The sequence below is a fragment of the Gordonia phthalatica genome (assembly GCF_001305675.1).
GTDB lineage: Bacteria > Actinomycetota > Actinomycetes > Mycobacteriales > Mycobacteriaceae > Gordonia > Gordonia phthalatica.
The window spans coordinates 4,252,619-4,276,591 of sequence record NZ_CP011853.1; the positions used below are offsets into that span (position 1 = coordinate 4,252,619).

Consider the following 23,973-nt stretch of genomic DNA (forward strand, 5'->3'; position numbering starts at 1 on the left):
TTAGTGCTTAACTATTTGAATTGTGGAGTTCTGCCGAAATTCGTTCGACGGATTCCCCCGGCGGCGTCAGATGCTCGGCGCCGGCATCACGAGGCGCTCGGCGCCGGCATCACGGGGCGCTCGGCGCCGGCATCACGGGGCGCTCGGCGCCCAGGGGTTCGGGGTATCCGACATGCCGAGGTAGATGCCCTTGGTCCGCGAGTACGCCGCGATCCCCTCGCGACCCTTCTCGGTGTCCAGGCCGCTCTCCTTCACTCCGCCGAAGGGCGTCGAGATGGAGAAGGCCTTGTAGGTGTTGATCCACACGGTGCCCGCCTGGATGCGGTCGGCGAGGCGCAGCGCGCGACGGTAGTCGCGGGTCCAGATGCCGGAGGCGAGACCGAAGACGCTGTCGTTGGCCTTCGCGACGAGGTCCTCCTCGTCACGGAACGGCATCGCGACCAGCACCGGGCCGAAGATCTCCTCCTGGCAGACGCGCGCCGAGTTGTCGAGACCGTCGATGATCGTCGGCAGGTAGTACGAGCCGTCGGCCAGGGCCGGATCGTCGGGCGTCGACCCGCCGCAGAGGACGGTGCCGCCCTCTTCGCGGGCGAGGTCGACATACGCGGCGACGCTGTCACGGTGCTTGGGGTGGACCAGCGGACCGACGCGGGTGGCGTCGTCGAACCCGTTGCCCACGGTCAGCAGCTTGGTGCGGGCCACCAGCTTCTCGAGGAACTCGTCGTACAGGGACTCGGCGACGAACAGGCGGGAGCCGGCGATGCAGCTCTGGCCCGACGAGGAGAAGATGCCGTACATGACGCCGGCGACGGCCTGCTCGATGTCGGCGTCGTCCAGGACCATGGTCGGCGACTTGCCGCCCAGCTCCAGCGACACGGGCATCAGCTTCTCGGCGGCGATGTGCGCGATGCCGCGGCCGGTCTCGGTGCCGCCGGTGAAACTGACCTTGCCGATCCCCGGGTGCCGGACGATTGCGTCGCCGACCACCGAACCGCGGCCCGGCAGCACCGACAGCAGGCCTGCCGGCAGACCGGAGTCCATGATCAGGCGGGCGAGCGCGAGGGACACCAGCGGCGTCCACTCGGCAGGCTTGAGGACCACGGCGTTACCCGCCGCCAGGGCGGGGGCGATCTTCTGCGCGTCGCTGGCGACCGGCGAGTTCCACGGGGCGATGGCGCCGACGACGCCGATCGGCTCGTGCTTGACCCAGGTGACGTAGTCGCCGCGCGAGGTGGTCTTGGCCTCGTCGGAGGTCTCGAGCACCGCCGCGAAGTAGCGGAAGGTGCCGATTGCACTGGCGACCAGGGCCTTGGTCTCGCGGAGCGCCTTGCCGGTGTTGAACGACTGCAGCTCGGCGAGGCGGTCGCCGCCGGCCTCGACGGCGTCGGCGATGGCGTGCAGGTACCGAGCGCGCTGATGCGGGAGCAGGTCTCGCCAGGCGGGGTCGGCGGCGGCTTCGGCTCCGCGGGCGACGGCTTCGTCGACGTCGGCGGCCGAGCACTGCGAGACCTCCTGGAGGACGGTTGCGGTCGCCGGGTTCAGGACCAGCGTCTTCGGGCCATCCGCCTGACGCCACTTGCCTCCGACGAGTGCCTCATCGGGCACGGGGGTGAATGCCGGGATCATTCCGAGATCTCCTCGAGAGTGCGCTCCTTGGTCTCGACCGCGAACAGGGCGACCGTGACCGCTCCGATGCCCGCGACCACCGCGAAGACGACGAACACCCAGCTCAGCGTGCCGTTGGCGAGGATCCAGCCGACGGACAGCGGGCCGATGATGATGCCGAGGCGACCGGCGGCGCCGCCGAATGAGGCGCCCATGGCCCGCATGCGGGTCGGGTACAGCTCAGCGGTGTAGACGTACAGCGCCATGTTGACCGAGAACACGAGCAGTGCGGCGGCGGCCGACCAGCCGAGGACCGCGAGGGCGCTGTTGGTTCCGAAGGCCGCGAGCAGGGCCAGGGTTCCGGTGCAGAGGGCCATGGCGCCGGCGATGCAGATGCGTCGACCGAGGTTGTCGATCAGGAAGGCGACCATGATGCAGCCGACCAGGCCGGCGAGCGTGGTGAAGATGCTGTAGTGCAGCGACGTTCCGACGCTGAGGCCGAAGTGGTTCTTGTACAGGGTCGGCAGCCAGGAGGCGATGCCGTAGTTGACGAAGTACGCACAGAGCCAGATCGTCGAGAGCATCAGCGTGCGACGCAGGTAGACGCCCTCGAAGAGCTCCCGGACGCGAGCGCGAGTCGGGGCCTCCGCCATCAGATCGGTCGGTCGCGGCTCGGGCAGCGGCTGTCCGGTGCGGGCGACCACCTCTCCCTCGATGCGGGCCATCGACTTCTCGGCGTCGTCGAGGCGACCGCGGGCGGCCAGCCAGCGCGGCGACTCGGGCAGGTGATGCAGGGCCGGGACCAGCAGGACGGGCAGGGCGCCGAGCATGAAGAGGACCTCGTAGCCCCAGCGCGGGACGACCCACGAGGAGACGATGGCGGAGACCACCAGGCCGATCGGGAAGATGGTCTCGTACAGGAGGACGAAGCGGCCGCGCTTGTGGGTGCGGGCGATCTCGCCGATGTACGCGGCCGCGACGGGGACTTCGGCGCCGAGGCCGATGCCCTGAACCACGCGCAGGCTCATGAAGACTTCGAGCGAGTTGGTGAACGCCATGATCAGGCTGGTGATCGCGTAGATGACGAGGGCCAGCTGGATGACGTTGAGGCGACCGATCCGGTCGGCCAGCCAGCCGCCGCCGAGGGCGCCCAGCAGCATGCCGATGCCGCCGACCGCGATCACCCAGCCGGTCAGGGCGGAGTTACCGAGGACTCCCCAGTGCCCCGGCAGGTCGGGCAACGAGTAGGCGATCATCAGCTGATCGAAGCCGTCGAAGAATGTCACCGCTCCGACGATGACGCGCGCTTTGATGTGCCAGCGGCTCATGGGGAGCCGCTCCATCCGCGCGTTGATCGCGTCAGCCGAGGGGCTGAGCGTCTGCTGGGTTGTGTTCATCAAGTGTCCTTCGAATCGTGCCAACGAGCCTCTGGGCTGAATATCTCGCTGCTTGATTGTTTAGACCTTAACTGTTTTATGGGTCACATGTCGAGTGTTTTGTGGTGCAGACTTGGTTTAGCCTGTTCAGACGACATTTCGATGTCTAGTCGAGCCCCCGACGCCCGCGTAGTTCAGCGGAGAACGCGTAGTTCCGAACTACGCGTTCTCCGCTGGGTTACGCGACCACGGCCGCCGGGCGCACCCCTACCCGACCACGCCCTCCGCTCGGAGCTCCGTGAGCTCGGCGTCCACGATCCCGAGCACCTCCGACAGCACGTCGGCCGTGTCGCTGCCGAGTTCGACGGCGGCGGCGGTGCCCGTGTACGACGAGTCCCAGCGCGCGGGCGAGTGCGCGGAGATCACCTCACCGATCCCGGGCTGCTCGAGAGCCGCGAGGACCGGGCGGCCGGCGGGACGTGCAGCGAAATCCGCAGCGACGTCGGCGGTGGTCCGATACGGACCCCAGAGCACGCCGGCTGCGGTGAGCTCCTCGCTGACCTGCGCCGATGTGCGCTGCGCGAACCACGGCTTCAGCACGGCCTCGATCAGCTCGCGGTGTTCGTAGCGACCCTCGTCGGTCGTGAGATCGGCATCCAGCGACGCGGCGAGCGCGTCGAAGACGGCGGTGGTTCCCGTCGCGGTGCGGATCGCCGCCCACTGCCGCGGCGTCAGCACGACCACCATCACGCGGCCGCCGTCGGACGCCGCGAAGTCGACGCCGAAGGCACCGTACATGTGGTTGCCGTGCCGGGCGCGCGCACCGCGTTCGGCGGCCTCGGAGTACCAGCCGAGGTTGGCAACGGCCGCCTGCGCCACGTCGGCGAGGGCGATCTGCACGTGCGACCCCTGCCCGGTCCGGTCGCGTCGTCGCAGGGCGGCGAGGACTGCAGTCACCACCTCCTGCCCGCACAGCAGATCCCAGGCGGGCAGCACGTGGTTGACTGGATCGCCGCTGTCGGCGGGGCCGGTCATGGACGCGACGCCGGCGTCGCCGTTCACCGTGTAGTCGACGGCCGCGCCGCCGTCGGCACGACCCTCCACTTTGACCGCGATGACGTCGGGCCGTCGCTCGACGAGCGCCTCGTACCCGAACCAGTTCCGTCCGACGGCGTTGTCGACGACGATGCCGGCGTCGGGACCGGGCGCGGTCGCGAGGGACAGCAGGAGGTCGCGGCCGCGCTCGGACTTGAGGTCGAGTGTCACCGACCGCTTCCCCCGGTTCAGCGAGTTCCAGTACAGGCTGGCGCCGGTCTCCGCGGACAGCGGCCAGCGTCGGTAGTCGACGTTGCCGCCGAGCGGGTCGACGCGGATCACCTCGGCGCCGAGCTGCGCGAGGGCCATGCCCGAGCTGGGTGCGGCGACGAAGCTGGCGAACTCGACGATGCGAACGCCTGCGAGCGGACGGTGTGCGGGATCGGTCATGGGAGGCCTCTGGGGACTGCTCATCGGTTCGGGGTCCGGTCAGATCTTGTTGCGGGCGATGTGCTGCGCGGCGATCACGTTCCGCTGAATCTCATTCGTACCCTCGCCGACGATCATCAGCGGCGCATCGCGGAAGTACCGCTCCACGTCGTACTCCTTGGAGTAGCCGTAGCCGCCGTGCACGCGGATGGCGTCGAGCGCGATCTGCATGGCCGTCTCCGACGCGAACAGCTTGGCCATGCCCGCCTCCAGGTCGGCGCGCTCGCCGCGGTCGAGCTTCTGCGCGGCGTCGAGGGTCAGCAGGCGGGCCGCCTGCTGTTTGGTGGCCATGTCGGCGATCAGGTTGCCGACGCTCTGGTGCTTCCAGATCGGCTTGCCGAACGACTCGCGCTCCTGCGCGTACTTGGTCGCCGCTTCGAGCGACGCCTGTCCGACGCCGAGTGCGCGGGAGGCGACCTGCACGCGCCCGACCTCCAGGCCGCGCATCATGTGTCCCCACCCCTTGTTCGGCTCACCGCCGAGGACCGCGTCGGCCGGGACGCGCATGTCCTCGAAGACCAGCTCGCACGCCTCGACGCCGCGGTAACCCAGCTTGGGCAGCTTCTTGGAGACCGTGAAGCCCTCCCCCGGCTCCACCAGGATCACGCTCATGCCGGTGTGCGCGGGCGACGCAGCACGGTCGGTCAGGCACAGCAGGCCGATCAGCCCGGAATGCGAGGCGTTCGAGATCCACGTCTTGGAACCGTTGATCACGTACCCGGCAGTGCCGTTCTCGCCGGGGACGGGATCGGCGTGCGTCCGCATGCCCTGCAGGTCGCTGCCGCCGCTGGGCTCGGTGAGCGCCATCGTCGCCCGGATCCGGCCGTCGGCCATGGCGGGCAGGTACTTGCTCTTCTGCTCGTCGGTGCCGAAGGTCTTGATCAGGTACGTGATCACCGAGTGGCCGCCGATCGAGCCGGCCAGGCTCATCCATCCGCGCGCCAGCTCCTCGCAGACGCGGGCGAAGCACTCCATGCTGACGTCCACGCCGCCGTGCTCAGCGGGTACCAGCAGACCGAAGAAGCCGAGCTCCTTCATCTGCTCGATGAACTCCTCCGGGTAGACGTCGTCCGCCTCGAACTCCCGCACCCGCGACGCGACGCGCTGGTCGATGAAGTCGCGGACCAGCGCGACCATCTGTTCCTCATCCTTGGTCAATGACATGTGCGTGCGCCTTTCTGTGTGTGACCGCGTGACATGCTCAGTCGCGGCATTCCTGCTGGTGGGCGACTGTTGCCGAGTTCGGTGCGACTCGTATACAGTCCATTTTCTAACAGGTTAATAGAAATTCTTAGCCGGAAGGTCGCCATGTCACAAGTCAGCCCCGAAGATTTCGCCCACATCCTCGACTCGGTCCGCGAGTTCATCGCGACGCGCGTCATCCCTCGCGAACGCGAGATCGCCGACAACGACGCGATCCCCGACGACCTCCGCCAGGCGTGCAAGGACATGGGCCTGTTCGGCTTCGCGATTCCGCAGGAGTGGGGCGGCCTCGGCCTCGACCTCGCGCAGGACGTCGAGCTCGCGATGGAACTCGGCTACACCACGCTCTCGCTGCGCTCGATGTTCGGCACCAACAACGGCATCGCCGGTCAGGTGCTGGTCAACTTCGGCACCGACGAGCAGAAGACCCGCTGGCTGGAGGGCATCGCGTCGGGCGACGTCGTCGCATCGTTCGCACTCACCGAACCCGGCGCCGGATCCAACCCGGCGGGCCTGCGGACCAAGGCCGTCCGCCAGGAGAACGGCGACTGGATCATCGACGGCTCCAAGTGCTTCATCACCAACGCGCCGACGGCGAACCTGTTCGTCACCTTCGCCCGCACCCGACCGGCCGACGAGAACGGCGCGGGCATCGCGGTGTTCCTCGTGCCCGCCGACGCCGAAGGCGTGTCCGTCGCCGAACACGATCAGAAGATGGGCCAGCAGGGGTCGTGGACGGCCGACGTCCACTTCGACGGCGTCCGCGTCCCGGCGTCGGCCCTGGTCGGCGGCTCCGAGGACGTCGGGTACCGGGCGGCGATGATCTCCCTGGCCCGCGGCCGCGTCCACATCTCGGGCCTCGCCGTCGGATCGGCGCAGCGCGCGCTCGACGAATCGCTGCGGCACGCGGCCGTCGCCACCCAGGGCGGCACCCCGATCGGCGACTTCCAGTTGGTGCAGGCACACCTCGCCGACATGCAGACCGGCGTCATGGCCGGCCGGGCTCTGGCGCGCGACGCCGCCGCCAAGTGGGTGTCCGAGGAGGACCGTCGCATCGCGCCGTCCGTCGCGAAGCTGTTCTGCACCGAGATGGTCGGGCAGGTGGCCGACAAGGCCGTCCAGGTGCACGGCGGAAGCGGCTATATGCGCGAGACTCCCGTGGAACGCATCTACCGGGACGTCCGTCTGCTACGCCTGTACGAGGGAACCAGCGAGATCCAACGCCTCATCATCGGCGGGGGACTCGTGAAGCAAGCGAAGAAGGACGCCACCAAATCATGACTCCGACCTCCACCGACCTCGCCCGGACCGCCACCACCGTGCTGTTCGTCCCCGGCGATCGACCCGAGCGCTTCGAGAAGGCGGCGGCCGCGGGCGCCGACCTCGTCATCATCGACCTGGAAGACGCCGTCGCGCACGACAACAAGGTCGCCGCCCGCGGCAACGTGACCGAATGGGTCGCCACCGGTCACCAGTGCGCCGTGCGGATCAACGCCGCCGACACCGGCCACTTCGCGGGCGACGTCGACGCCATCGCCGGTCTCGGTGCCACGATCATGCTGGCCAAGGCTGAATCACCCGACGTGGTGCAGCAGGTGGCCGAGATCTCCGGCTCCGGTGTCATCGCCCTCATCGAGACCGCGCGGGGCATCCTCAACGCCGCGGCGATCGCCGCCGTGCCGGGCGTCGTCCGCCTGGCCGTCGGCACCTTCGACCTCGCCGCCCAGTTGGGCGTCGACCCCACCGATCACGAGGCCATGGCCGCGAGCCGCGGTGCGCTGGTCCTCGCGTCGGCGGCCGCCGGACTGGTCGGCCCGCTCGACGGCGTCACCGCCGCGGTCGACGACCCCGACCGGATCTCCGCCGACGCGGGCTACGCCCGCCGGATGGGCTTCGCGGGCAAGCTGTGCATCCACCCGAAGCAGCTCGCCCCCACCATCGCGGCGTTCGCACCCACCGAGGACGAGGTCGCGTGGGCGCACCGGATCCTCGACGCGGTCACCGAGGAGGAGGAGACCACCGGCGGCGTCGCCGTGGTCGACGGCCAGATGGTCGACAAGCCCGTCTACGACCGCGCCGAGCGGATCCTGCAACGCGCGCAGTAGCGCACCCGAACACACCTATTCAGCAAGGAGCACACACCATGACCGGACTTCTCGCCGGTAAGACCGCCGTCATCACCGGCGGCGCCCAGGGCATCGGCTACGCGATCGCGGAGCGCTTCCTCGCGGAGGGCGCCCGCGTGGTGCTCGGCGACATGAACGCCGAGCAGGTCGCCCAGGCCGCACAGGACCTCGGCGACGACGACGTCGCCCGCGGCATCGTCTGCAACGTGACGTCCGCCGACGACGTGCAGGCCCTCATCGACGGTGCCGTCGAAGCCTTCGGCGTCGTCGACGTGATGGTCAACAACGCGGGCATCACCCGGGACGCGACCATGCGGAAGATGACCGAGGAGCAGTTCGACCAGGTCATCGACGTGCACCTGAAGGGTACCTGGCTCGGCACCCGCACCGCCGCGGCGCACATGCGCGAGCGCGGCAGCGGCGCCATCGTGAACCTGTCGTCCATCTCGGGCAAGGTCGGGTTCGTCGGCCAGACCAACTACTCCGCGGCCAAGGCGGGCATCGTCGGCCTGTCGAAGGCCGCCGCGAAGGAACTCGCCCACCTCGGGGTGCGCGTCAACTGCATCCAGCCCGGTCTCATCCGCACCGCGATGACCGAGGCGATGCCGGAACGGATCTGGGACCAGAAGATGTCGGAGATCCCGATGGGCCGCGCAGGCGAGCCGAGCGAGATCGCCTCCGTCGCCACCTTCCTGGCGTCCGACCTGTCGTCGTACATGACCGGCACCGTGCTCGAAGTGACCGGCGGACGATTGATGTGACCGACTGGCAGCCGCACACCGTCACCACCGACGAGGTCGTCGACGCGGGACGGGTCCGCGCACTGGCACAGCTCTTCGACGACGGCCTGCCCGCCCCGGAGGCCGGCGACCCGCTGCCGCCTCTGTGGCACTGGGCGGCACTGCCCGAGTGGGCCGCGTCGAGTGAGCTCGGCGTCGACGGGCATCCGCGGCGCGGATCGTTCCTGCCGCCGATCGACCTGCCTCGCCGCATGTTCGCGGGCGGCTCGGTGGCGTTCCCGGGGACAGTCCGCGTCGGCGACACCGTCCGCCGCGACTCGCAGGTGGAGTCGGTGACCGAGAAGCACGGGCGCAGCGGCACGCTGATCGTGGTGGTCGTGGCGACGACGCTGTTCGCACCCGACGGGTCGGCTGCCGTCGTCGAGAAGCAGAACCTGATCTACCGGGAGGCGGCGCCCGCCGCGAGCGGCCCGCCCGCCGATCCGGAACCGGCGGCCGCGTTCGTTCCGGTCGGTCCGCCGCTGCAGACCGCGGGCGACGACCGCTGGGACTTCCGCACCGACCCCACGCTCCTGATGCGGTTCTCCGCAGCGACGGCCAACGCGCATCGCATCCACTACGACTGGCCGTACGCCACCCGCATCGAGGGCTATCCCGGCCTCGTGGTCCACGGACCGCTGATGACGATGTCCCTCGCCGAGACCCACCGACTCCGAGCCGACGGCACGCGCATCGCCTCGCTGACGCATCGGAACATGAAGCCGCTGTTCTGCGGCGACCCCGCGCAGCTGGTCTACACCCCGTCCGACGACGGCGCGCACGTCGCACTCATCGGTGCGGCCGGCGACGCCCACACCGCCGTGGAGTTGGTCGTCGCCCCGTGAGCACCGGCCACCGGCTCACTCCGGCTCTCATCTACGCGGCGCTGACCACGTCGGTGGTCAGCTCGCTCGGCATGCTGCTGGTGCCGTCGATCTCCCGCGAACTGCACGTCGGCGTCGGCGCCGCGCAATGGATGCTGACCATCAACCTCATGGTCGGCGCCGTCGCGACACCGATCATGGGACGCCTCAGCGACGGCCGCGGCACCCGGCGGCTGCTGTTGATCTCACTGAGCGTGATCCTCGTCGGCTCGGTGGTGGCCGCGCTGGCGCCGAACTTCGGGATCTTCCTGATCGGCCGCGCACTGCAGGGCCTGTCCTACGGCATCGTGCCGATGACCATCGTGCTCGCCCGGCGCCATCTCCCCAAACCGGTGATCGACCCCGCCATCTCGAGCCTGTCGGTCACCGTCGCGACCGGCCTCGGCATCGGTTATCCGCTGACCGGCGTCATCGCCAGTCTCACCGACTTCCGCGCCGCCTTCTGGTTCGCGGCCGCTTTCGTCGCCACCGCGATCGCCGTCGTCTGGCTACGCGTGCCCACCAACCTCGAGGCCCGCTCCACCCTGAAGTTCGACGTCGTCGGTGCCACCCTGCTCAGCGTGGGACTCGCCGCGCTGTTGACCGCGATCAGCCAGGGACCGTCGTGGGGCTGGGCGTCGGCGGCGACCATCAGCACCGGCGTCCTCGCGGTGATCGCACTGGTCGCCTGGGCCCTGTACGAGCTCCGGAGCAGCCATCCGCTCATCAACCTGCACGTGATCCGGCAGTCGTCCGATGTCCTGCTCGCCAACGCCACGGCGATCGGCCTCGGCGCCACCCTGTACATGAGCCTGTCGATCGCCAGCATCATCGCGCAGGCGAGCCGCGACACCGGCTACGGCATCGCGCTGCCGCTGTTCTGGGCGGGCTTCGTGATGCTGCCGCTCTCAGCGGGCAGCCTCGCCGCCAACCGCTTCGTCCGCAGGCTGAACCCCTCGCTGACCGCGACGATGTTGCCCGTCGGCTCCACCGTGATGGCGGTGTCGGCCGTGATGCTGTGGCTCACCAACGACACCCTCTGGGAGATCCTGCTGGCGATGGCGCTCTTCGGCCTCGGCATGGGCGCCGCCTACGCCGCGATGCCGACCCTGATCACCCGGAACGTCGCGATCTCCGAGGTCGGCAGTGCCGTCAGCTTCAACCAGGTCCTCCGCACCGTCGGTGGTGCCGCGGGCAGCGCGATCGTCGGAGCCATCCTCGCCGCCCACCCCGGCCCCGAAGGCATCGACATCTCCCTCGGCGTGGCCGCCGTCGGCGGGACGGTCGTGTGCGTCGCGCTGATCGTGAACGTGCTGCGGAGCAGCATCCGCCGCACTTGACCAATCGTGAACACGCGTTCACACTGAAACCATGGGTCGTGAACAGCTGTTTACGCACACCGATCCGATCGTCGTCTCGGCGGTCGACAGCTTCGGTCGGCAGGGCTTCGGCGCCCCGTTGCGCGGCATCGCCGCCGACGCGGGCGTCAGCGCGGCGCTGATCATCAAACGGTTCGGATCCAAGGACGGCCTGCACGCCGCGTGCGACGCCTTCGTCCGCGAGTGGATCCGGATCGTGAAGTCGGAGAACATCGACGCCGCCGCTCGGGGGCAGTTCCTCACCGCGATCGTCGACGACGACGAGCAGCTGCCGATGATCGCGTACATCATGCAGTCCGTCCTCGCCGGCGGCGACGTCGGCCGTCAATTCGTCGAAGGCATGATCGCCGACGCGGAGACCTACATGGACCACGCCGTGGAGAAGGGGCTGGCGAAGCCCAGCCGCGACGAGCGCGCCCGCGTCCGCTACCTCGTCACCAGCTCGCTCGGCTCGCTGGTCCTCACCCTCCTGATGGACGGCCGCGCCGACGGAGCCGACCTCGCCGACGCCTTCCGCCGCATGCAACGCGAGACGGCCGTTCCGATGATCGAGCTCTACACCCAGGGACTCTTCACGACTCCCGACGTCCTCGACGACTACCTCCGACTCTTCGACGGGCCGCCGGGCTGACCCGACCCGTCCCCGAATCCACATCCCATCCAAGGAACTCCCACCCAGCAAGGACTCCGCCATGAACATCATCGACATCCACGGTCTGGTGAAGAAGTTCGGCAGCTTCACCGCCCTCGACCGGCTCGACCTCACCGTCGCGAGCGGTGAGGTCCGCGGCTTCCTCGGCCCAAACGGCGCGGGCAAGTCCACCACCATCCGCGTCCTTCTCGGACTCCTGCGCGCCGACGCCGGCGAGGTCCGCGTCTTCGACGGCGATCCGTGGTCCGACGCCGTCGCCCTTCACCGTCGCCTCGCCTACGTCCCCGGCGACGTGACCCTGTGGCCCAACCTGACCGGCGGCGAATGCATCGACTACCTGTCACGGCTGCGTGGCACCCCGAACCCGGCCCGACGCGCAGAACTGCTCGAACGCTTCGAGCTGGACCCGACTAAGAAGTCGCGCACCTACTCCAAGGGCAATCGGCAGAAGGTCGCGCTGGTCGCCGCACTCGCCTCCGACGCCGAGCTGTTCATCTTCGACGAGCCGACCAGCGGCCTCGATCCCCTGATGGAGACGGTGTTCACCGGGTATCTCGAAGAGCTCCGGGCGCAGGGCAAGGCCATCCTGCTGAGCAGTCACATCCTGTCCGAGGTGGAGAAGGTCTGCGACGCCGTGACCATCATCCGTGCGGGCGCCACTGTCGAGAGCGGAACGCTCGCCGAGCTGCGTCACCTCACCCGGTCTCGGGTGCAGGCGGTCGTGACCGCCACCGACGTCGACGCGATCCGCCGGGCACCGGGCGTCCACGACCTCGTCGCGGAGCCCTCCGCGGACGGACTGCGTGTCACGTTCGACGTCGACGACAGCGCCGTCGGCCAGGTCCTGGCGCCCCTCACCGCGCACGGCGTGCGGTCGCTGCAGGTGACGCCTCCGTCGCTGGAAGACCTGTTCCTGCGGCACTACGGGGACTCGGCGTCGCCCGAGGCCGACACCGTCACGGCGGGGCAGCGGTCATGACGGCCGTCCTCGCTCAATCGCGCGCCGTCACCCCGGCGCGCGGGTCGTCCCTCGCCGGAACAGCGACTCTGTGTCGCCACATCCTGCGGCGCGACCGCGTCCGCATGACGGTGTGGCTCGCCTCGGTCACACTGTTCCTCGTCTACTTCATGTTCGCGCTGACCACGGTCTTCGATGCCGCCGCGCTGCAGGGCCGCGCCGCCGTGATGCGCACACCGACCGGAATCATCATGGGCGGCCCCGGATTCGGGCTAGACAATTACACCGGGCCGGTCGCCGTCGCCAACGAGGGCACCGTCTACCTGGTGCTCGCTCTCGCCCTGATGAGCATCTTCCACGTGGTGCGGCACACGCGCGCCGAGGAGGAGTCGGGCCTGGCCGAGCTGGTGCGAGCCAGCGTCGTCGGCAAGCATGCGACCGCGGTCGCCACCATGCTCACGCTCGCCGCGCACCTGCTCGTGATCGGCGTCGTATCCGGGCTCGCGATGGCCGCGGTCGGCAAGGACGCCTCACTCGCCGACTCGCTCGCCATGACGCTCGGCGCGTGCGCGGTGGGCCTGGTGTTCGGTGCGGTGGCGCTGGTCGCCGGGCAGATCAGCGAGCACGCGCGCACGGCGACGGGCATCTCGCTCGGACTGTTCGGCGCCGCGTTCATCGTGCAGGCGGCGGGCAACGTACGCCAGATCGGCGGGTCCGCCCTGTCGTGGTTCTCACCGATCGCCTGGGCGCAGCAGTCGCGTGCGTTCGTCGATCTGCGGTGGTGGCCGATGCTGCTGTCGGTGGTCGCGACGGCGGTCGCGCTGGTACTGGCATCGGTGCTGTCGGCGCGGCGCGACTTCGGCGCAGGCCTCGTCCACGCCCGGCCCGGCAGACCGGAGGCGGCGGCGAGTCTGCGGTCGCCGCTCGCGCTCGCATGGCTGCAGCAGCGCGGTGCCCTGTTCTGGACCACGCTCGGCCTGGCGCTGATGTGGTTCGGCACCGGCACCCTGATGAGCACCATCGACGACATGGTCTCCGGCCTGGTCCGCGACAACCCCGCCTTCGGCGCCCTGTTCGGCGACGACCCCGCCGCCTTCACCTCGGCGTTCGTCGGGACCATGACGCTGTTCCTCGCGATCTGCGCGGCCGCCTATGCGATCGCAATGGCACAGCGCTCGCGCGTGGAGGAGAGCACCGGTCGTCTCGAAGTGGTGCTGGCGACCCCGGTCTCGCGGACTCGATGGCTCGGTGCGCAGGGCACGGTGGCCGCGGGCGGGACGGTCGTGCTGCTGGTGGTCTCGCTGCTCGCGCTGCGGCTCGGCGGCCTCTCGGTCGGCGTCTCAGATCCCGGCCTCGGCGGCTACCTGGCGCTGCTCGTCTCGTACCTGCCCGCGGTGCTGGTGTTCCTCGGACTGGCGGTGGCGCTGTTCGGCTGGGCCCCGCGGGCGATGGGTGCCGCGTGGCTGCTCGTCGCCTACGTGTTCGTCGTCGGGATGTTCGGGCCGATCCTGAAACTGCCCACGTGGCTGCAGGCGGTGTCACCGTTGCACTGGGTGCCGTCCGACGTCGGGACCGTCGAATGGCCCAACGTGCTGGTGTTGGTCGCGGTCGCCGCGGCGCTCGCCGCCATCGGTGTCGCGGGATTCCGGTCCCGGGACATCAGCGGCTGAGCAGCGATTCACCATCGACTTCGGGACATCCGATCACCGACCAGTGGGATTCCGCCCGAGTCGGTTCCTCTTCGGCCGTAGCGTGCGGAGAGGACACCGAACCTGCTCACAGGAGACCGCATGACCTCGATCGTTCCCGCTCGCTACGCCGACCGCCGCTGCGTCGTCACCGGGGCGGGCTCCGGCATCGGCCAGGCCACCGCGCTGCGCATGCTCGCCGAGGGCGGCCGCGTCGTTGCCGCCGACATCAGTGACGCCGGGCTCGCCGACACCGTCGCGAAGGCCGGCGACGTCGGCGACCGCCTCACCACCCTGATCGTCGACATCGGCGACGAGGACTCGGTGAAGGCCGGGGTCGCCTCGGCTGTCGAGACGCTCGGCGGCCTGGACGTGCTGGTCAACGCGGCGGGGATCCTGCGGTCGTCGCACACGCACGAGACCTCACTCGCCGACTTCGAACGCGTCGTCCGGGTGAACCTCTTCGGCACGTTCTTGATGATCCGGGAAGCGCTGCCCGCCCTCATCGCCGCCGACGACGCCGCCGTGGTGAACTTCAGTTCCACCTCGGCGATGTTCGCGCACCCGTACATGGCCGCGTACGCCGCGTCGAAGGGCGCCATCCAGTCGATGACCCACGCGCTGGCCGCGGAGTACGCCAAGCAGGGCGTCCGGTTCACGGCCGTTCAGCCGGGTTCCATCTCGTCCGGCATGACCGACGGCAGCGGTCGCAGCGGCCAGAGCGTGGGTCCCGGTCTCCCCGAGGACGCCGACATGATGCTGTTCGCCAAGCTCGCTCCGGCCCTCGGCCAGGGCTTCGCCGGACCGGAGACGGTGGCCGGTGTGGTCGCGATGCTCGCCAGCTCTGACGGCGCGTTCATCACCGGCACCGAGGTCCGGATCGACGGCGGCACCCACTTCTGACGGGCGAGTCCTGACGGGTCAGAGCCCGAACGACACTCCGGTCAGGTCCTCCGACGCGGCCCACAGCTTCTCGGCGAGCCCGAGGTCGGAGGCCCTGGCCGACCGTCCGGCGAGGGCCGGGTGGCCACGCATCTCGCGCATCTGGTCGGGGCCGACGTACGCACCGCCAGGCAGGTCCTGGCTCGCGGCGAACAGCGCGGGCCAGGCCCCCGCCTCGGCCGACTGCGCGATCACCTTGTTGCCGACGCGGCCGGCGGCGTCGAACAGGGGGTTGCCGGTGCGGGTCTGCAGGTTGGTCGCCGAGTAGCCGGGGTGCGCGGCGAGCGACCGGACGGTCGAGCCCGCCGCGGTGAGTCGTCGCTGCAGTTCCAGCGCGAACAGCAGGTTCGCCAGTTTCGACTGCGCGTACGCTCCGCCGCGGCTGTAGGTGCGTCGCTCCCAGTTCAGGTCGCTGAGCTCGATGGTTCCGCCGCGATGCATGATCGAACTCATCGTGACGACGCGGTCGCGCACATGCGGCAGCAGCAGGTTCGTCAGGGCGAAGTGCCCGAGGTGGTTGGTGCCGAACTGGGTCTCGAACCCGTCTGCGGTGCGCCCCTGCGACACGTTCATGACGCCGGCATTGTTGATGAGGATGTCCAGGTCGCCGGTCCAGGCGTCGGCGAAGGCCCGGATGGAGGCGAGGTCTGCGAGGTCGAGCTGCCGCACCTCGGTCTCACCGCGGATAGCCGTAGCGGCCGCTCTGCCGCGGGTCGGCTCGCGTACGGCGAGAACGACTCTCGCCCCGGCCTCGGACAGTTGTCGTGCCGCCACCTGACCCAGCCCGCTGTTGGCTCCGGTCACCACGACGGTCTTGCCCTCGAAGGACGGGAGATCGGCCGCTGTCCACTTCATCTCGTCATGTGCCATACCCATCATTCGTACACTTCTCAGTCGGCGTCTGCTTCGCCCATCAGCGTCGCGTAGATGGACAGGTCGGTTCGCGGCCCGCCCGGCGTGGTGGCCCCGTACTTGTCGATCTCGGCCTGCAGATCCAGCGGCCGGGTCGGCGGGACGCCCGGGACCAGCTCGTCGGCGACGAACTCGTCGGGCACCAGCCACGTCACCTCGAACTCGATGCCGTCCGGATCTTGCCCGTACAGCGCCTTGGTCGCGGCGTGGTTGGCTGCGCCGGTCAGTGCGCCGGCCGCGGACATCTTCTCCCCCACCGTCACCATGTCGGCGAGGGTCTCCACCTCCCATGCCAGGTGGTACAGCCCGACGGCCCGGTTCGACGGCCGCGTCGACGCCGCCTGGAACAGGCCGAGGTCATGGTCGTTGGCCGAGTTCGCGCCGCGGAGGAACGCCGCGCCCGGGAAGTCGACGGGGAGCTTCACGAAGCCGAGGACCTGCGTGTAGAACTCGACGCTGCGGTCGACGTCGGACACGTACAGCACCGCGTGGTTGAGGCTGCGGATGGACATTTCAGTTGTGCTCCTGGGAGATAGGGGTTCGGGCTGCTGACCATCTTCACTGCCGCGCCCGCAGAACGCACAACGCTGTCCGCGTGGGTGGGATTCCCGCGGGATCAGGCCGCGATCATCGACGCCATCAGGACGTACAGCGCAGTCCCGGAGAAGATGCTCAGCGTCATGCTGCCGCGCCACAGGTGCAGACCGATCGTCACCGCGAGAGCGACCACCACCGGCCCGATGGACGCGAAAGACGACGGCTCGGTGTCGCGGAGCGTGTAGGCGGCGAGGATGACCATGATGCCGACGGGCATGCGGTCGCCGAGGACGGCCAGCGGGCGGCTGTCGCGCAGCGGCGCGAGCATCGCGAACGGCAGCGCACGCAGCAGCCACGTGATCGACGCCGAGATCAGGACGGCGACGAGAATGTAGGTCGGGTCATGCATCGCGGTTCCTCCGCATCGTGACGAGGTGGGTGCCGACCAGCGCCGCGACGAACAGGCCCATCGCGATCACCAGCATGTTCTCTTTCGAGACGACGCCGGCGACGAGCGCGCACCCGAGGGCGAGGATCGGGATCGGCACCGACCGTCGAACCTTGTAGGCCTCCATCCCCAGGACCAGGAACAGTGCGGTGACCGCGAAGTCCAGTCCGACGACGCTCGACGGGATCAGCGTTCCCAGGCCGGCGCCCAGCGCGACCAGGCCGACCCACGCGGCGTGAAACGTGGCCTGAATGCTGATGATCCGCGCACGCGACCAGGTCGCCGACTCCGGGTTCGCAGTCAACGCGTAGGCTTCGTCGGTCAGCGAGAAGGTGCTGTACGCCTTCCATCCGCGGCCGGTGACCCGGTGCAGCGGAAAGGTCAACGCATAGAACACGTGACGGAAGTTCACCAGCAGGCTGCTGACCGCGATCTGCGCGAACGGGGCTGCCGCGGCGAGCATTCCGACGAGGAGGAACTCCAGCGAGCCCGCGTAGACCACCGCGGCGAGCACCGGTCCGAGCCACCACGGCAGACCCGACTTCACCACCAGCACGCCGAGCGCCAGTCCCAGCGGAATCACGGCGGCACACGCGGGAAGGACGATCCGCCACCCAGCAGCCACCTCGCTGCGGGTGTCGCGATCGTCGAGGACTGCGGTCTCGACATCGGTCGTGGTCATGCAGCAATGCTAGGAAAGATCGCTCACGCTTGGGTTGCCACTTCCCGCCGCTAGAATCTCCATATGCGCAATAAACCGACGATTGATGATCTGGATCGGGCAATCATTGCCGAACTCGAGAACGGCGGTCGTCTGAGCAACACCGAACTCGCTCGCCGCGTCGGCCTGACGCCCGCACCGTGCCTGCGGCGCGTGCAGCGGATGGAGCGCGACGGCGTGATCCGTGGCTACCGCGCCGTGATCGACCCGAAGAACGGCGGACGCGGATTCGAGGTGATCGTCGCCATCGACATCGCCGTGAACGACGGCGAGACCATCGAAGACTTCGAGACCGCCGCCACCCGAGTCCCGGAGGTCACCGAGATCCGCCGGATGTTCGGTCAGCCCGACTACTACCTTCGCGTTCAGGTCGCCGACCCGGAAGCGTACGAGGCCCTCGCCGTCGGCGTGCTGTCACGGCTGCCCGCGGTGAACCGACTGCTGTCGCATCAGACTATGCGTCTGGTCAAGGGCTGAGTCCGCATCGAGAATGACGGGCCACTGAGCGGGATCGGACGCCTCCGACAATGCTTTCATCCAGTGTGATGAGAACAGTTGTCCCCGCCCGGGCAGCCCCGCAGACTCAGATCATGATCGAGCAGGAGGCCCTGATATGACTGCCGCACCGTCACTTCGCATCGCCATCGAGTACCCCGACGGACCCGACTCCGCCCGCTGGGTGGAGTTGACCGACGTCGGCAGCCGCGGATCGAAGCGAGTCCGGGCCGCGACGCTGCTCGACGCACAGAAACGCACGGCGACGGCGTCCGACGACGTCTTCGTCGATCTCGACGTCCTCGTCGCCTCCAGCGTCAGCGAGGCCTACGACCGCTACCGGCGGATCCGTCCCGGCTGGCAGCCCGGTGCCCGAGTGCCCAGTCTGGTCCACCCCGGCACGGTCGACACGCTCGCCGGCCTGCTCGCGGACATCGCCGTCACCGGCGTCGCCGACGGCGTCACCCTGACCTCGAGGGACGCCGAGCAGCTCCTCGACCTGATCTACGGCGACCTCGCCGAGCGTCTCGCCGTGCACGGCACCGACGTCCACTTCCGTCCGCGCGACCGGGAGCAGGTCGTCCAGAGGGCCTCGTAGCCGATCCCTCGATGTCGGCGGTCGCCGATATACTTCGCCCGACCGACGATCGAGGGAATCGCATGGGCAAGTGGGTCACAGTTCAGATCGTGGGCGTCGCGCTCTTCGTCATCGGGATTCAGGGCGCGATCCGCGTCCTGGTCGACCATTCCAACCGCGGTCTGGTGTCGTGGATACCGAGCGGATTCGGCGGCGCGCTGACCGCCGACGTCGTACTGGTGGTCGTGGGGTCGGCTCTCGCCTGGCTGGGCGATGTGCGGCGCCGCGAGACCGCCGACGAGCAGTAGCCGGGACACCCCGCGATCATCACCGATCGCCCTCCGGCGCGTCCGGCAGATCCATCTGCGCCAGACGCTTCTGGTCGACGAGCGAGGTGATCGCGACCAGCCGACCGTCGGCGATGGAGCAGACCATGATGCCGAGCGGCTTCCCGCTGCGGCTCCACGAGATGATTCCCGGTCGGCCGTCGACGGAGACTCGGGCCGCCACTGCGTTGGCTCGATGTCCCCGGCGGACCGCATCGACGACCTGATCGGCGCCGGCGCCCACGACGTCCCCGCGCGCGGTGATCCTCCGCCACCGGACGTCGGGGTCCAGGATGTCCAGGAGCCGCTCGAAGTCGCCCGTTCGTGAGGTGTCGAGAAAGGCATCGACCACCTCCCGCTGCTGTCGTCGGGTCTCCACCGGCGGGGCGGCGCCGCGAACCTTGCGTCGCGCTCGGCTCGCCAACATCTTCGCGGCGTCGGGCGTCCGTTCCAGGATCGTCGCGATCTCGGCGAACGGCACCGCGAATGTGTCGTGGAGGACGAACGCCAACCGCTCGTCGGGTCGGAGCGTCTCCAGCACCACCAGCAGCGCCGCCCCGACGTTGTCCGCCATCACCGCGGCGTCCTCGGGGAGATCCTCGTCGGCGGTGATCACGAAGGCCGGATCGCCATCGTCGACCGCGAGCAGCGATTCGCGTCGCGCCGCCCCCGACCGAATCCCATCGATGCAGATCCGACTGACCACGGTAGTCAGCCACCCGGGCAGGTTGGTGATGACGTCGGTGTCACTGCGAGACAACCGAATCCATGCCTCCTGGACGGCATCCTCGGCGTCGGCGCGAGAACCGAGCATTCGATGGGCGATCGCCGTCAACCGGGGCCGTTCCGCGTGGAAGGCGGCGGTGACGTCGTCCTGGTGAGACATCTGTTACCTCTCGTCGATCCACTTCGTCATCAGTCATGACGGTTCACCTCGAATCGACGTAACCACGCAGGAGGTACTCATGAACACCACTCTCTGGATCCTCACGTCGGTGCTCGCCGGCGCGTTCACAATCGGCGGCATCGCCCAGATGACGATGCCGATCGAGAAGTACCGGTCGCTCGCGACCAGTCAGCACTGGGTCGACGACTTCGGCCCCGGAAAGCTGAAGGCGGTCGGCGCAATCAAGACGACCGGAGCCCTCGGGCTGGTCGTGCCCGCCATCGGCGACATCGCCCCGGTCCTCGTGCCGCTCGCAGCGTGCGGGCTCATGCTGTTCATGAGCGGCGCGGCGACGACGCGCCTCCGCTGCAGTGAATGGGGATCGATGGTCGGCGACATGGCCTTCATCGCGCTGTTCGCGTTCATCGCGTGGGGCCGCTTCGATCTCGCTCCGTTCGCCTGAGCCACACGTTCCGACATTCAGCAAATTTTGTTTGCTGAATGTCGAGCGTTCGGCTTACACTTCCTTCAGGAACGGGAACGTCGACGGTGGGGATTTGTGATGGCAGACAAGGCGCGTAAGCACGTCAAGGTCTTGTTTCTGGTGTTGATCGCGACGGTCGCCCTGGCAGCGGCCGTGGTCGCCACGGGCGGCAGCAGCATCCTCCTCGCAGTTCTCGCGACGATGGTTGCCATCGAGTTGCTGACCATAGGGCGGATCGCCGATCGCGGACTCAGCCTCGACTGCACTCCGCGGAGCATCGACGCCGCCTCCGAGGTCGCGCCGCTCAAGCGCGCCGGCGGTCTGCACCGCGCGGCCTGACCGACTTCTCCGACGTCAGGGCAGCGTGTGCCCTGCCGCCGAGAACAGGGCATACCACTCGGGCCGAGTCAGCACCAGGTCCGACCCGGCAGCCGCGTCCGCGATGCGCTGCGGCGAGGTGGTGCCCAGCACCACCTGGAATCCGGCGGGGTGCCTTGTGATCCACGCGGTCGCGATCGCCGTCGGAGTGACGTCGTACTTCGCCGCCAGCCGATCGAGTTCGGCGTTCAGCTCCGGGTGGTCCGGAGAATCGAAGAAGACGCCGTCGAAGAAGCCCTTCTGAAACGGCGACCACGCCTGCAGCGTGATCCCGTGCAGACGGGAGTAGTCGACGACGCCGCCACCGTCGCGGGTCACCGAGTCGTCGTAGCCGATCATGTTCGACGCGAGTCCCTGCGTGAAGATCGGCGCATGCGTCAGCGAGAGCTGGACCTGATTGACGATGATCGGCTGCCGCACAGCGGTTTTCAGCAGGTCGATCTGCCGAGGCGTGTGATTGGAGACGCCGAACTGTCGCACCTTGCCCGCTGCTTCGAGGTCGTCGAAGGCGCGCGCCACCTCCGCCGGTTCCACGAGCGCGTCAGGGCGGTGCAGCAGCAGGATGTCGAGGTAGTCGGTTCCCAGCGCAGTGAGCGAGCCCTCCACCGACGAGACGATGTGCTCGTACGAGTTGTCGTAGTGGAAGACCTTGGGCGCGATGATTCCGCATTTGCTCTGCAGCGTGATCTCCGACCGCTCCGTACCGCTGAGGTTCAGCGCTTCCCGAAAGCGCCGCTCGCAGTGGTGGACGCCGCCGCCCGGATGGTTGAAGCCGTACAGGTCGGCGTGGTCGAAGAAGTCGATCCCCGCCTCCCGCGCCGCGTCGTACAGAGCGCGAATCTCATCGTCACTCTTGTCGGCGATCCGCATCATGCCCGCGATGATGTTGGGCGCCGTCGCACCGCCGAAAGGCACAGTCTTCATCGGTTCTCCTCCGCATCCAGCCGTCGCAGGAAGCGTAGTTGACAGCGAGGACGCACATGCCGCTCCGAGAGTTTCACAGCCGACGCACCACCGCCATCTCAGCAAATCTTATTTGCTACAAGTCGTCCGATCGGCCTACACTCGGCGCGGAGGACTGAACGGACGGTGGGGAAATGAGCCCAATGGATCGACAGCGCAAGAACGTGACGATCGCGCTTCTGCTGTTGGCGGCGACGATCGCACTGACTGCGGCAGTCATCCTGACCGGGGGCGACGACATCCTCGTAGCCGTACTCCTCGGCCTGATTGCTGCCGAGTTGCTTGTGATCGGTCGGATCACCGAGGCGCGGGGCGACAGCGCACTGGCTCCGGACGACGCCGAGTCGGTGAACATGGACGAGGACGCTGTCAGCCGATAGGCGTCGAGGCGGGTCGCGAGACCGCTTGATGTAGGTTCCGCTGAGGTTTGTCAGTCGACGGACGCGCTACCTGCAGGTTTCCATCATGTGTCAGTGAACGATTCCGCGCCAGCCTGTCAGAAAATCCTCCCTCAGAGCTCATTCCATCCACGCCCTTCTCCACAACCTCGTTGAGGAGCCCTCTCATCGCTTCATCACAGTGACGTAACACGTGACCAATCCGTGTCGTGCCCAGAGGATGTGTCACTGCCGCGTGGGACGATGAATGCTGTGGCCGAAGACGAGATCAAGCTGATACGTGACCGCGGATCGATCGAGCCGGGGGAATACGACTGCGAGTGGACCATCGACGGTCAGCAAGTGCGCGGGTACGTCGAACTGCGTGCGGGGCGTCCACCAATTGGCTACGCGCGTACAGAGTTGTTCGACGGCGCGATCCCCAGTCAGCCTGGGCGCTACGCGCGGAGCTACCCCTCGAGCAGCAACGTTCCCGTCGTGCGCGGGTACATCGACAGCCAGATGAAGCACGTGACCTTCTTCGATGTCCGCCTCACCGCCGAGTTCACCGAACGCACCCGCATCGCTGGCGCTGTCGCACTCGTCAGCAATGTCGAGTTGCCGGACGACGTCGCGTTCACGTCGATGACGACTCAAGTCACACAGATCGAGCGGTTCAGCGGTCTTACTCCGATCGACAGTCGCATTGTGTCGGGCGGCGCTCCACGTGAGTTCGGAATCACCACAACCACGATGAAGCGGGAGTGGCGCGGTGAGCAGATGTCGGCGACCTTCTCCTACGGATACCGCAGCATCATCGACCCGTTCATCCTTTCGGTACGTTTCACCCCTTGGATCGAGTTCACCTCGTCTACCCCGATGGACGCGACGACATGGCTTCGCCAGTGGTGCCTCCCGCTGGTCACACTGATCTCCGTTGCGACTGGTGCACACGAGAAGCCAACTCTCGTACGCCTCGCTACCAGCGACGGCAAGGTCACTGCGGCAATCTTCGCCAGCCCGGTATCGCAGGAGCCCTATTACTGCATGAAGGAGTCATCGGACATCCTCGCCTTCACTGCCTCAGACAAGGACTTCTCGCTACCTCAAGTACTGACGTTATTGAACAACCTACGTAATGCAGGGCACCCGCTGATCGTCGGATACAACACGGTCGCTCTCGGAAACGACCAGCATCCCCAAGGCCGGCTCCTCCTACTGCTGCAGTGGCTCGAAGCAAGCTATGGGTTCGACCACCGGTCCGAGTTCGACGCACAGCAGGAGAAGCACACAGCGGAGCGGGACTCGCTGCTCGACAAGCTCAAGACCATGAAAGACAACGGCGAACTGACGTCTCAGGAATGGAAACTGGCCAAACGGATTCCGCGCTTCGCGCAACCAACCCTCAGCGAAGCACTAAGCCACTACTTCAAATTGCACAGCGAGCTCAACGTACGAGCCAAACTGGACCAGTCTACGCTCATCCGCGAGACCATCGCGACAAGCGAAGCAAACAACGTTATCGAAGCTCTAGTCAAGGTGCGGAATGGTCTCTCACACGGCACCTCGACCTACGACGTGTTTCAACTTCTCGAAACTGTCAACAACTTGCACCCGCTTGTCCGAGCCGAGTACCTGCACCTCCTCGGCGGGTCGTTCAACGCACATTCTCTCCGGTAGTGACGACTAATCCGGCGCGTCACAGGTGCGGCACATCGCGCCGGCCTCGGCCCCCCGCTTTCTGCCAACACCCGTTCCGCCATAGTAGGTGGCC

Annotated in this window: 26 protein-coding genes; 16 read left to right on the forward strand and 10 right to left on the reverse strand. The window is 68.1% G+C overall.

Annotation, left to right across the window (positions count from 1 at the left end; translation table 11 throughout):
- Nucleotides 1-132: 132 nt before the first annotated feature.
- From ACH46_RS19960 to ACH46_RS19975, 4 genes are all read right to left on the reverse strand, one after another.
- A complete protein-coding gene (locus ACH46_RS19960; RefSeq protein WP_062394564.1) occupies nt 133-1,626 on the reverse strand; it encodes an aldehyde dehydrogenase in 1,494 nt (497 codons plus the stop codon).
- The gene (locus ACH46_RS19965) at nt 1,623-3,002 is read right to left on the reverse strand and encodes an MFS transporter (protein WP_062394566.1); all 1,380 of its coding nucleotides are present in this window, start codon (nt 3,000-3,002) and stop codon (nt 1,623-1,625) included. The genes ACH46_RS19960 and ACH46_RS19965 overlap by 4 nt, the downstream gene beginning before the upstream one ends.
- A 246-nt stretch (nt 3,003-3,248) precedes the next feature.
- Entirely contained in the window at nt 3,249-4,466 is a 1,218-nt protein-coding gene (locus tag ACH46_RS19970) for a CoA transferase (protein WP_062394567.1), read from the reverse strand.
- 39 nt (nt 4,467-4,505) lie between these two features.
- Entirely contained in the window at nt 4,506-5,669 is a 1,164-nt protein-coding gene (locus ACH46_RS19975) for an acyl-CoA dehydrogenase family protein (protein ID WP_062394569.1), read from the reverse strand.
- 144 nt (nt 5,670-5,813) lie between these two features.
- Between ACH46_RS19975 and ACH46_RS19980 the strand changes: the two genes are divergently transcribed.
- From ACH46_RS19980 to ACH46_RS20020, 9 genes are all read left to right on the forward strand, one after another.
- Nucleotides 5,814-6,989 (forward strand): acyl-CoA dehydrogenase family protein, encoded by a 1,176-nt coding sequence (locus tag ACH46_RS19980; RefSeq protein ID WP_062394571.1) that lies wholly within the window; start codon nt 5,814-5,816, stop codon nt 6,987-6,989.
- Complete coding sequence (locus ACH46_RS19985; RefSeq protein ID WP_062394573.1) at nt 6,986-7,813, forward strand: HpcH/HpaI aldolase/citrate lyase family protein; 828 nt, start codon at nt 6,986-6,988, stop codon at nt 7,811-7,813. Before ACH46_RS19980 ends, ACH46_RS19985 begins: the two co-directional genes overlap by 4 nt.
- Before the next feature lie 38 nt (nt 7,814-7,851).
- Entirely contained in the window at nt 7,852-8,595 is a 744-nt protein-coding gene (gene fabG / locus ACH46_RS19990) for a 3-oxoacyl-ACP reductase FabG (protein ID WP_062394574.1), read from the forward strand.
- Nucleotides 8,592-9,458, forward strand: coding sequence for an HTD2 family dehydratase (locus tag ACH46_RS19995; RefSeq protein ID WP_062394576.1), 867 nt, complete (start codon nt 8,592-8,594; stop codon nt 9,456-9,458). The genes fabG and ACH46_RS19995 overlap by 4 nt, the downstream gene beginning before the upstream one ends.
- Nucleotides 9,455-10,816, forward strand: a complete 1,362-nt coding sequence (locus tag ACH46_RS20000) for an MFS transporter (RefSeq protein WP_062394578.1) — start codon at nt 9,455-9,457, stop codon at nt 10,814-10,816. Before ACH46_RS19995 ends, ACH46_RS20000 begins: the two co-directional genes overlap by 4 nt.
- A gap of 31 nt (nt 10,817-10,847) precedes the next feature.
- Complete coding sequence (locus ACH46_RS20005) at nt 10,848-11,486, forward strand: TetR/AcrR family transcriptional regulator (protein ID WP_062394579.1); 639 nt, start codon at nt 10,848-10,850, stop codon at nt 11,484-11,486.
- A gap of 61 nt (nt 11,487-11,547) precedes the next feature.
- A complete protein-coding gene (locus ACH46_RS20010) occupies nt 11,548-12,486 on the forward strand; it encodes an ABC transporter ATP-binding protein (RefSeq protein WP_062394581.1) in 939 nt (312 codons plus the stop codon).
- Complete coding sequence (locus tag ACH46_RS20015) at nt 12,483-14,135, forward strand: ABC transporter permease (protein ID WP_062394582.1); 1,653 nt, start codon at nt 12,483-12,485, stop codon at nt 14,133-14,135. Before ACH46_RS20010 ends, ACH46_RS20015 begins: the two co-directional genes overlap by 4 nt.
- 120 nt (nt 14,136-14,255) lie before the next feature.
- Nucleotides 14,256-15,056 (forward strand): SDR family NAD(P)-dependent oxidoreductase, encoded by an 801-nt coding sequence (locus ACH46_RS20020; protein ID WP_062394584.1) that lies wholly within the window; start codon nt 14,256-14,258, stop codon nt 15,054-15,056.
- A gap of 18 nt (nt 15,057-15,074) precedes the next feature.
- On the opposite strand, the gene ACH46_RS20025 is transcribed toward ACH46_RS20020, so the two are convergent.
- The 4 genes from ACH46_RS20025 to ACH46_RS20040 all read right to left on the reverse strand — a co-directional run bounded on the left by ACH46_RS20025 (nt 15,075) and on the right by ACH46_RS20040 (nt 17,674).
- Nucleotides 15,075-15,965, reverse strand: coding sequence for an oxidoreductase (locus tag ACH46_RS20025; RefSeq protein WP_062394585.1), 891 nt, complete (start codon nt 15,963-15,965; stop codon nt 15,075-15,077).
- 20 nt (nt 15,966-15,985) lie between these two features.
- On the reverse strand, nt 15,986-16,519 hold the full coding sequence (locus tag ACH46_RS20030) for a VOC family protein (protein ID WP_062394587.1): 534 nt from the start codon (nt 16,517-16,519) through the stop codon (nt 15,986-15,988).
- A gap of 104 nt (nt 16,520-16,623) precedes the next feature.
- On the reverse strand, nt 16,624-16,953 hold the full coding sequence (locus tag ACH46_RS20035) for a branched-chain amino acid transporter permease (protein WP_062394589.1): 330 nt from the start codon (nt 16,951-16,953) through the stop codon (nt 16,624-16,626).
- On the reverse strand, nt 16,946-17,674 hold the full coding sequence (locus ACH46_RS20040; protein WP_082399837.1) for an AzlC family ABC transporter permease: 729 nt from the start codon (nt 17,672-17,674) through the stop codon (nt 16,946-16,948). The genes ACH46_RS20035 and ACH46_RS20040 overlap by 8 nt, the downstream gene beginning before the upstream one ends.
- Nucleotides 17,675-17,737: 63 nt before the next feature.
- Between ACH46_RS20040 and ACH46_RS20045 the strand changes: the two genes are divergently transcribed.
- The 3 genes from ACH46_RS20045 to ACH46_RS20055 all read left to right on the forward strand — a co-directional run bounded on the left by ACH46_RS20045 (nt 17,738) and on the right by ACH46_RS20055 (nt 19,093).
- Nucleotides 17,738-18,190: an Lrp/AsnC family transcriptional regulator gene (locus ACH46_RS20045; RefSeq protein ID WP_062394590.1), complete on the forward strand. Its 453-nt coding sequence runs from the start codon at nt 17,738-17,740 to the stop codon at nt 18,188-18,190.
- A 136-nt stretch (nt 18,191-18,326) separates the two neighbouring features.
- Nucleotides 18,327-18,806: a hypothetical protein gene (locus ACH46_RS20050; RefSeq protein WP_062394592.1), complete on the forward strand. Its 480-nt coding sequence runs from the start codon at nt 18,327-18,329 to the stop codon at nt 18,804-18,806.
- 62 nt (nt 18,807-18,868) lie between these two features.
- Nucleotides 18,869-19,093 carry a hypothetical protein gene (locus tag ACH46_RS20055; RefSeq protein WP_062394594.1) on the forward strand — a complete coding sequence of 75 codons (225 nt, stop codon included), beginning with the start codon at nt 18,869-18,871 and terminating at the stop codon, nt 19,091-19,093.
- Between the two features lie 19 nt (nt 19,094-19,112).
- Here the strand turns inward: ACH46_RS20055 and ACH46_RS20060 are convergent, their stop codons facing one another.
- A complete protein-coding gene (locus ACH46_RS20060) occupies nt 19,113-19,997 on the reverse strand; it encodes a sigma-70 family RNA polymerase sigma factor (RefSeq protein ID WP_062394595.1) in 885 nt (294 codons plus the stop codon).
- 79 nt (nt 19,998-20,076) lie between these two features.
- Between ACH46_RS20060 and ACH46_RS20065 the strand changes: the two genes are divergently transcribed.
- Entirely contained in the window at nt 20,077-20,460 is a 384-nt protein-coding gene (locus ACH46_RS20065; RefSeq protein WP_062394597.1) for a DoxX family protein, read from the forward strand.
- A 99-nt stretch (nt 20,461-20,559) separates the two neighbouring features.
- Entirely contained in the window at nt 20,560-20,820 is a 261-nt protein-coding gene (locus tag ACH46_RS20070; protein ID WP_062394599.1) for a hypothetical protein, read from the forward strand.
- A 15-nt stretch (nt 20,821-20,835) separates the two neighbouring features.
- On the opposite strand, the gene ACH46_RS20075 is transcribed toward ACH46_RS20070, so the two are convergent.
- Nucleotides 20,836-21,783: an aldo/keto reductase gene (locus ACH46_RS20075; RefSeq protein WP_062394601.1), complete on the reverse strand. Its 948-nt coding sequence runs from the start codon at nt 21,781-21,783 to the stop codon at nt 20,836-20,838.
- 173 nt (nt 21,784-21,956) lie between these two features.
- Between ACH46_RS20075 and ACH46_RS20080 the strand changes: the two genes are divergently transcribed.
- Nucleotides 21,957-22,202, forward strand: a complete 246-nt coding sequence (locus tag ACH46_RS20080; RefSeq protein ID WP_157851111.1) for a hypothetical protein — start codon at nt 21,957-21,959, stop codon at nt 22,200-22,202.
- Nucleotides 22,203-22,472: 270 nt separating this feature from the next.
- A complete protein-coding gene (locus ACH46_RS20085) occupies nt 22,473-23,879 on the forward strand; it encodes an ApeA N-terminal domain 1-containing protein (protein WP_062394604.1) in 1,407 nt (468 codons plus the stop codon).
- Nucleotides 23,880-23,973 lie beyond the last annotated feature (94 nt).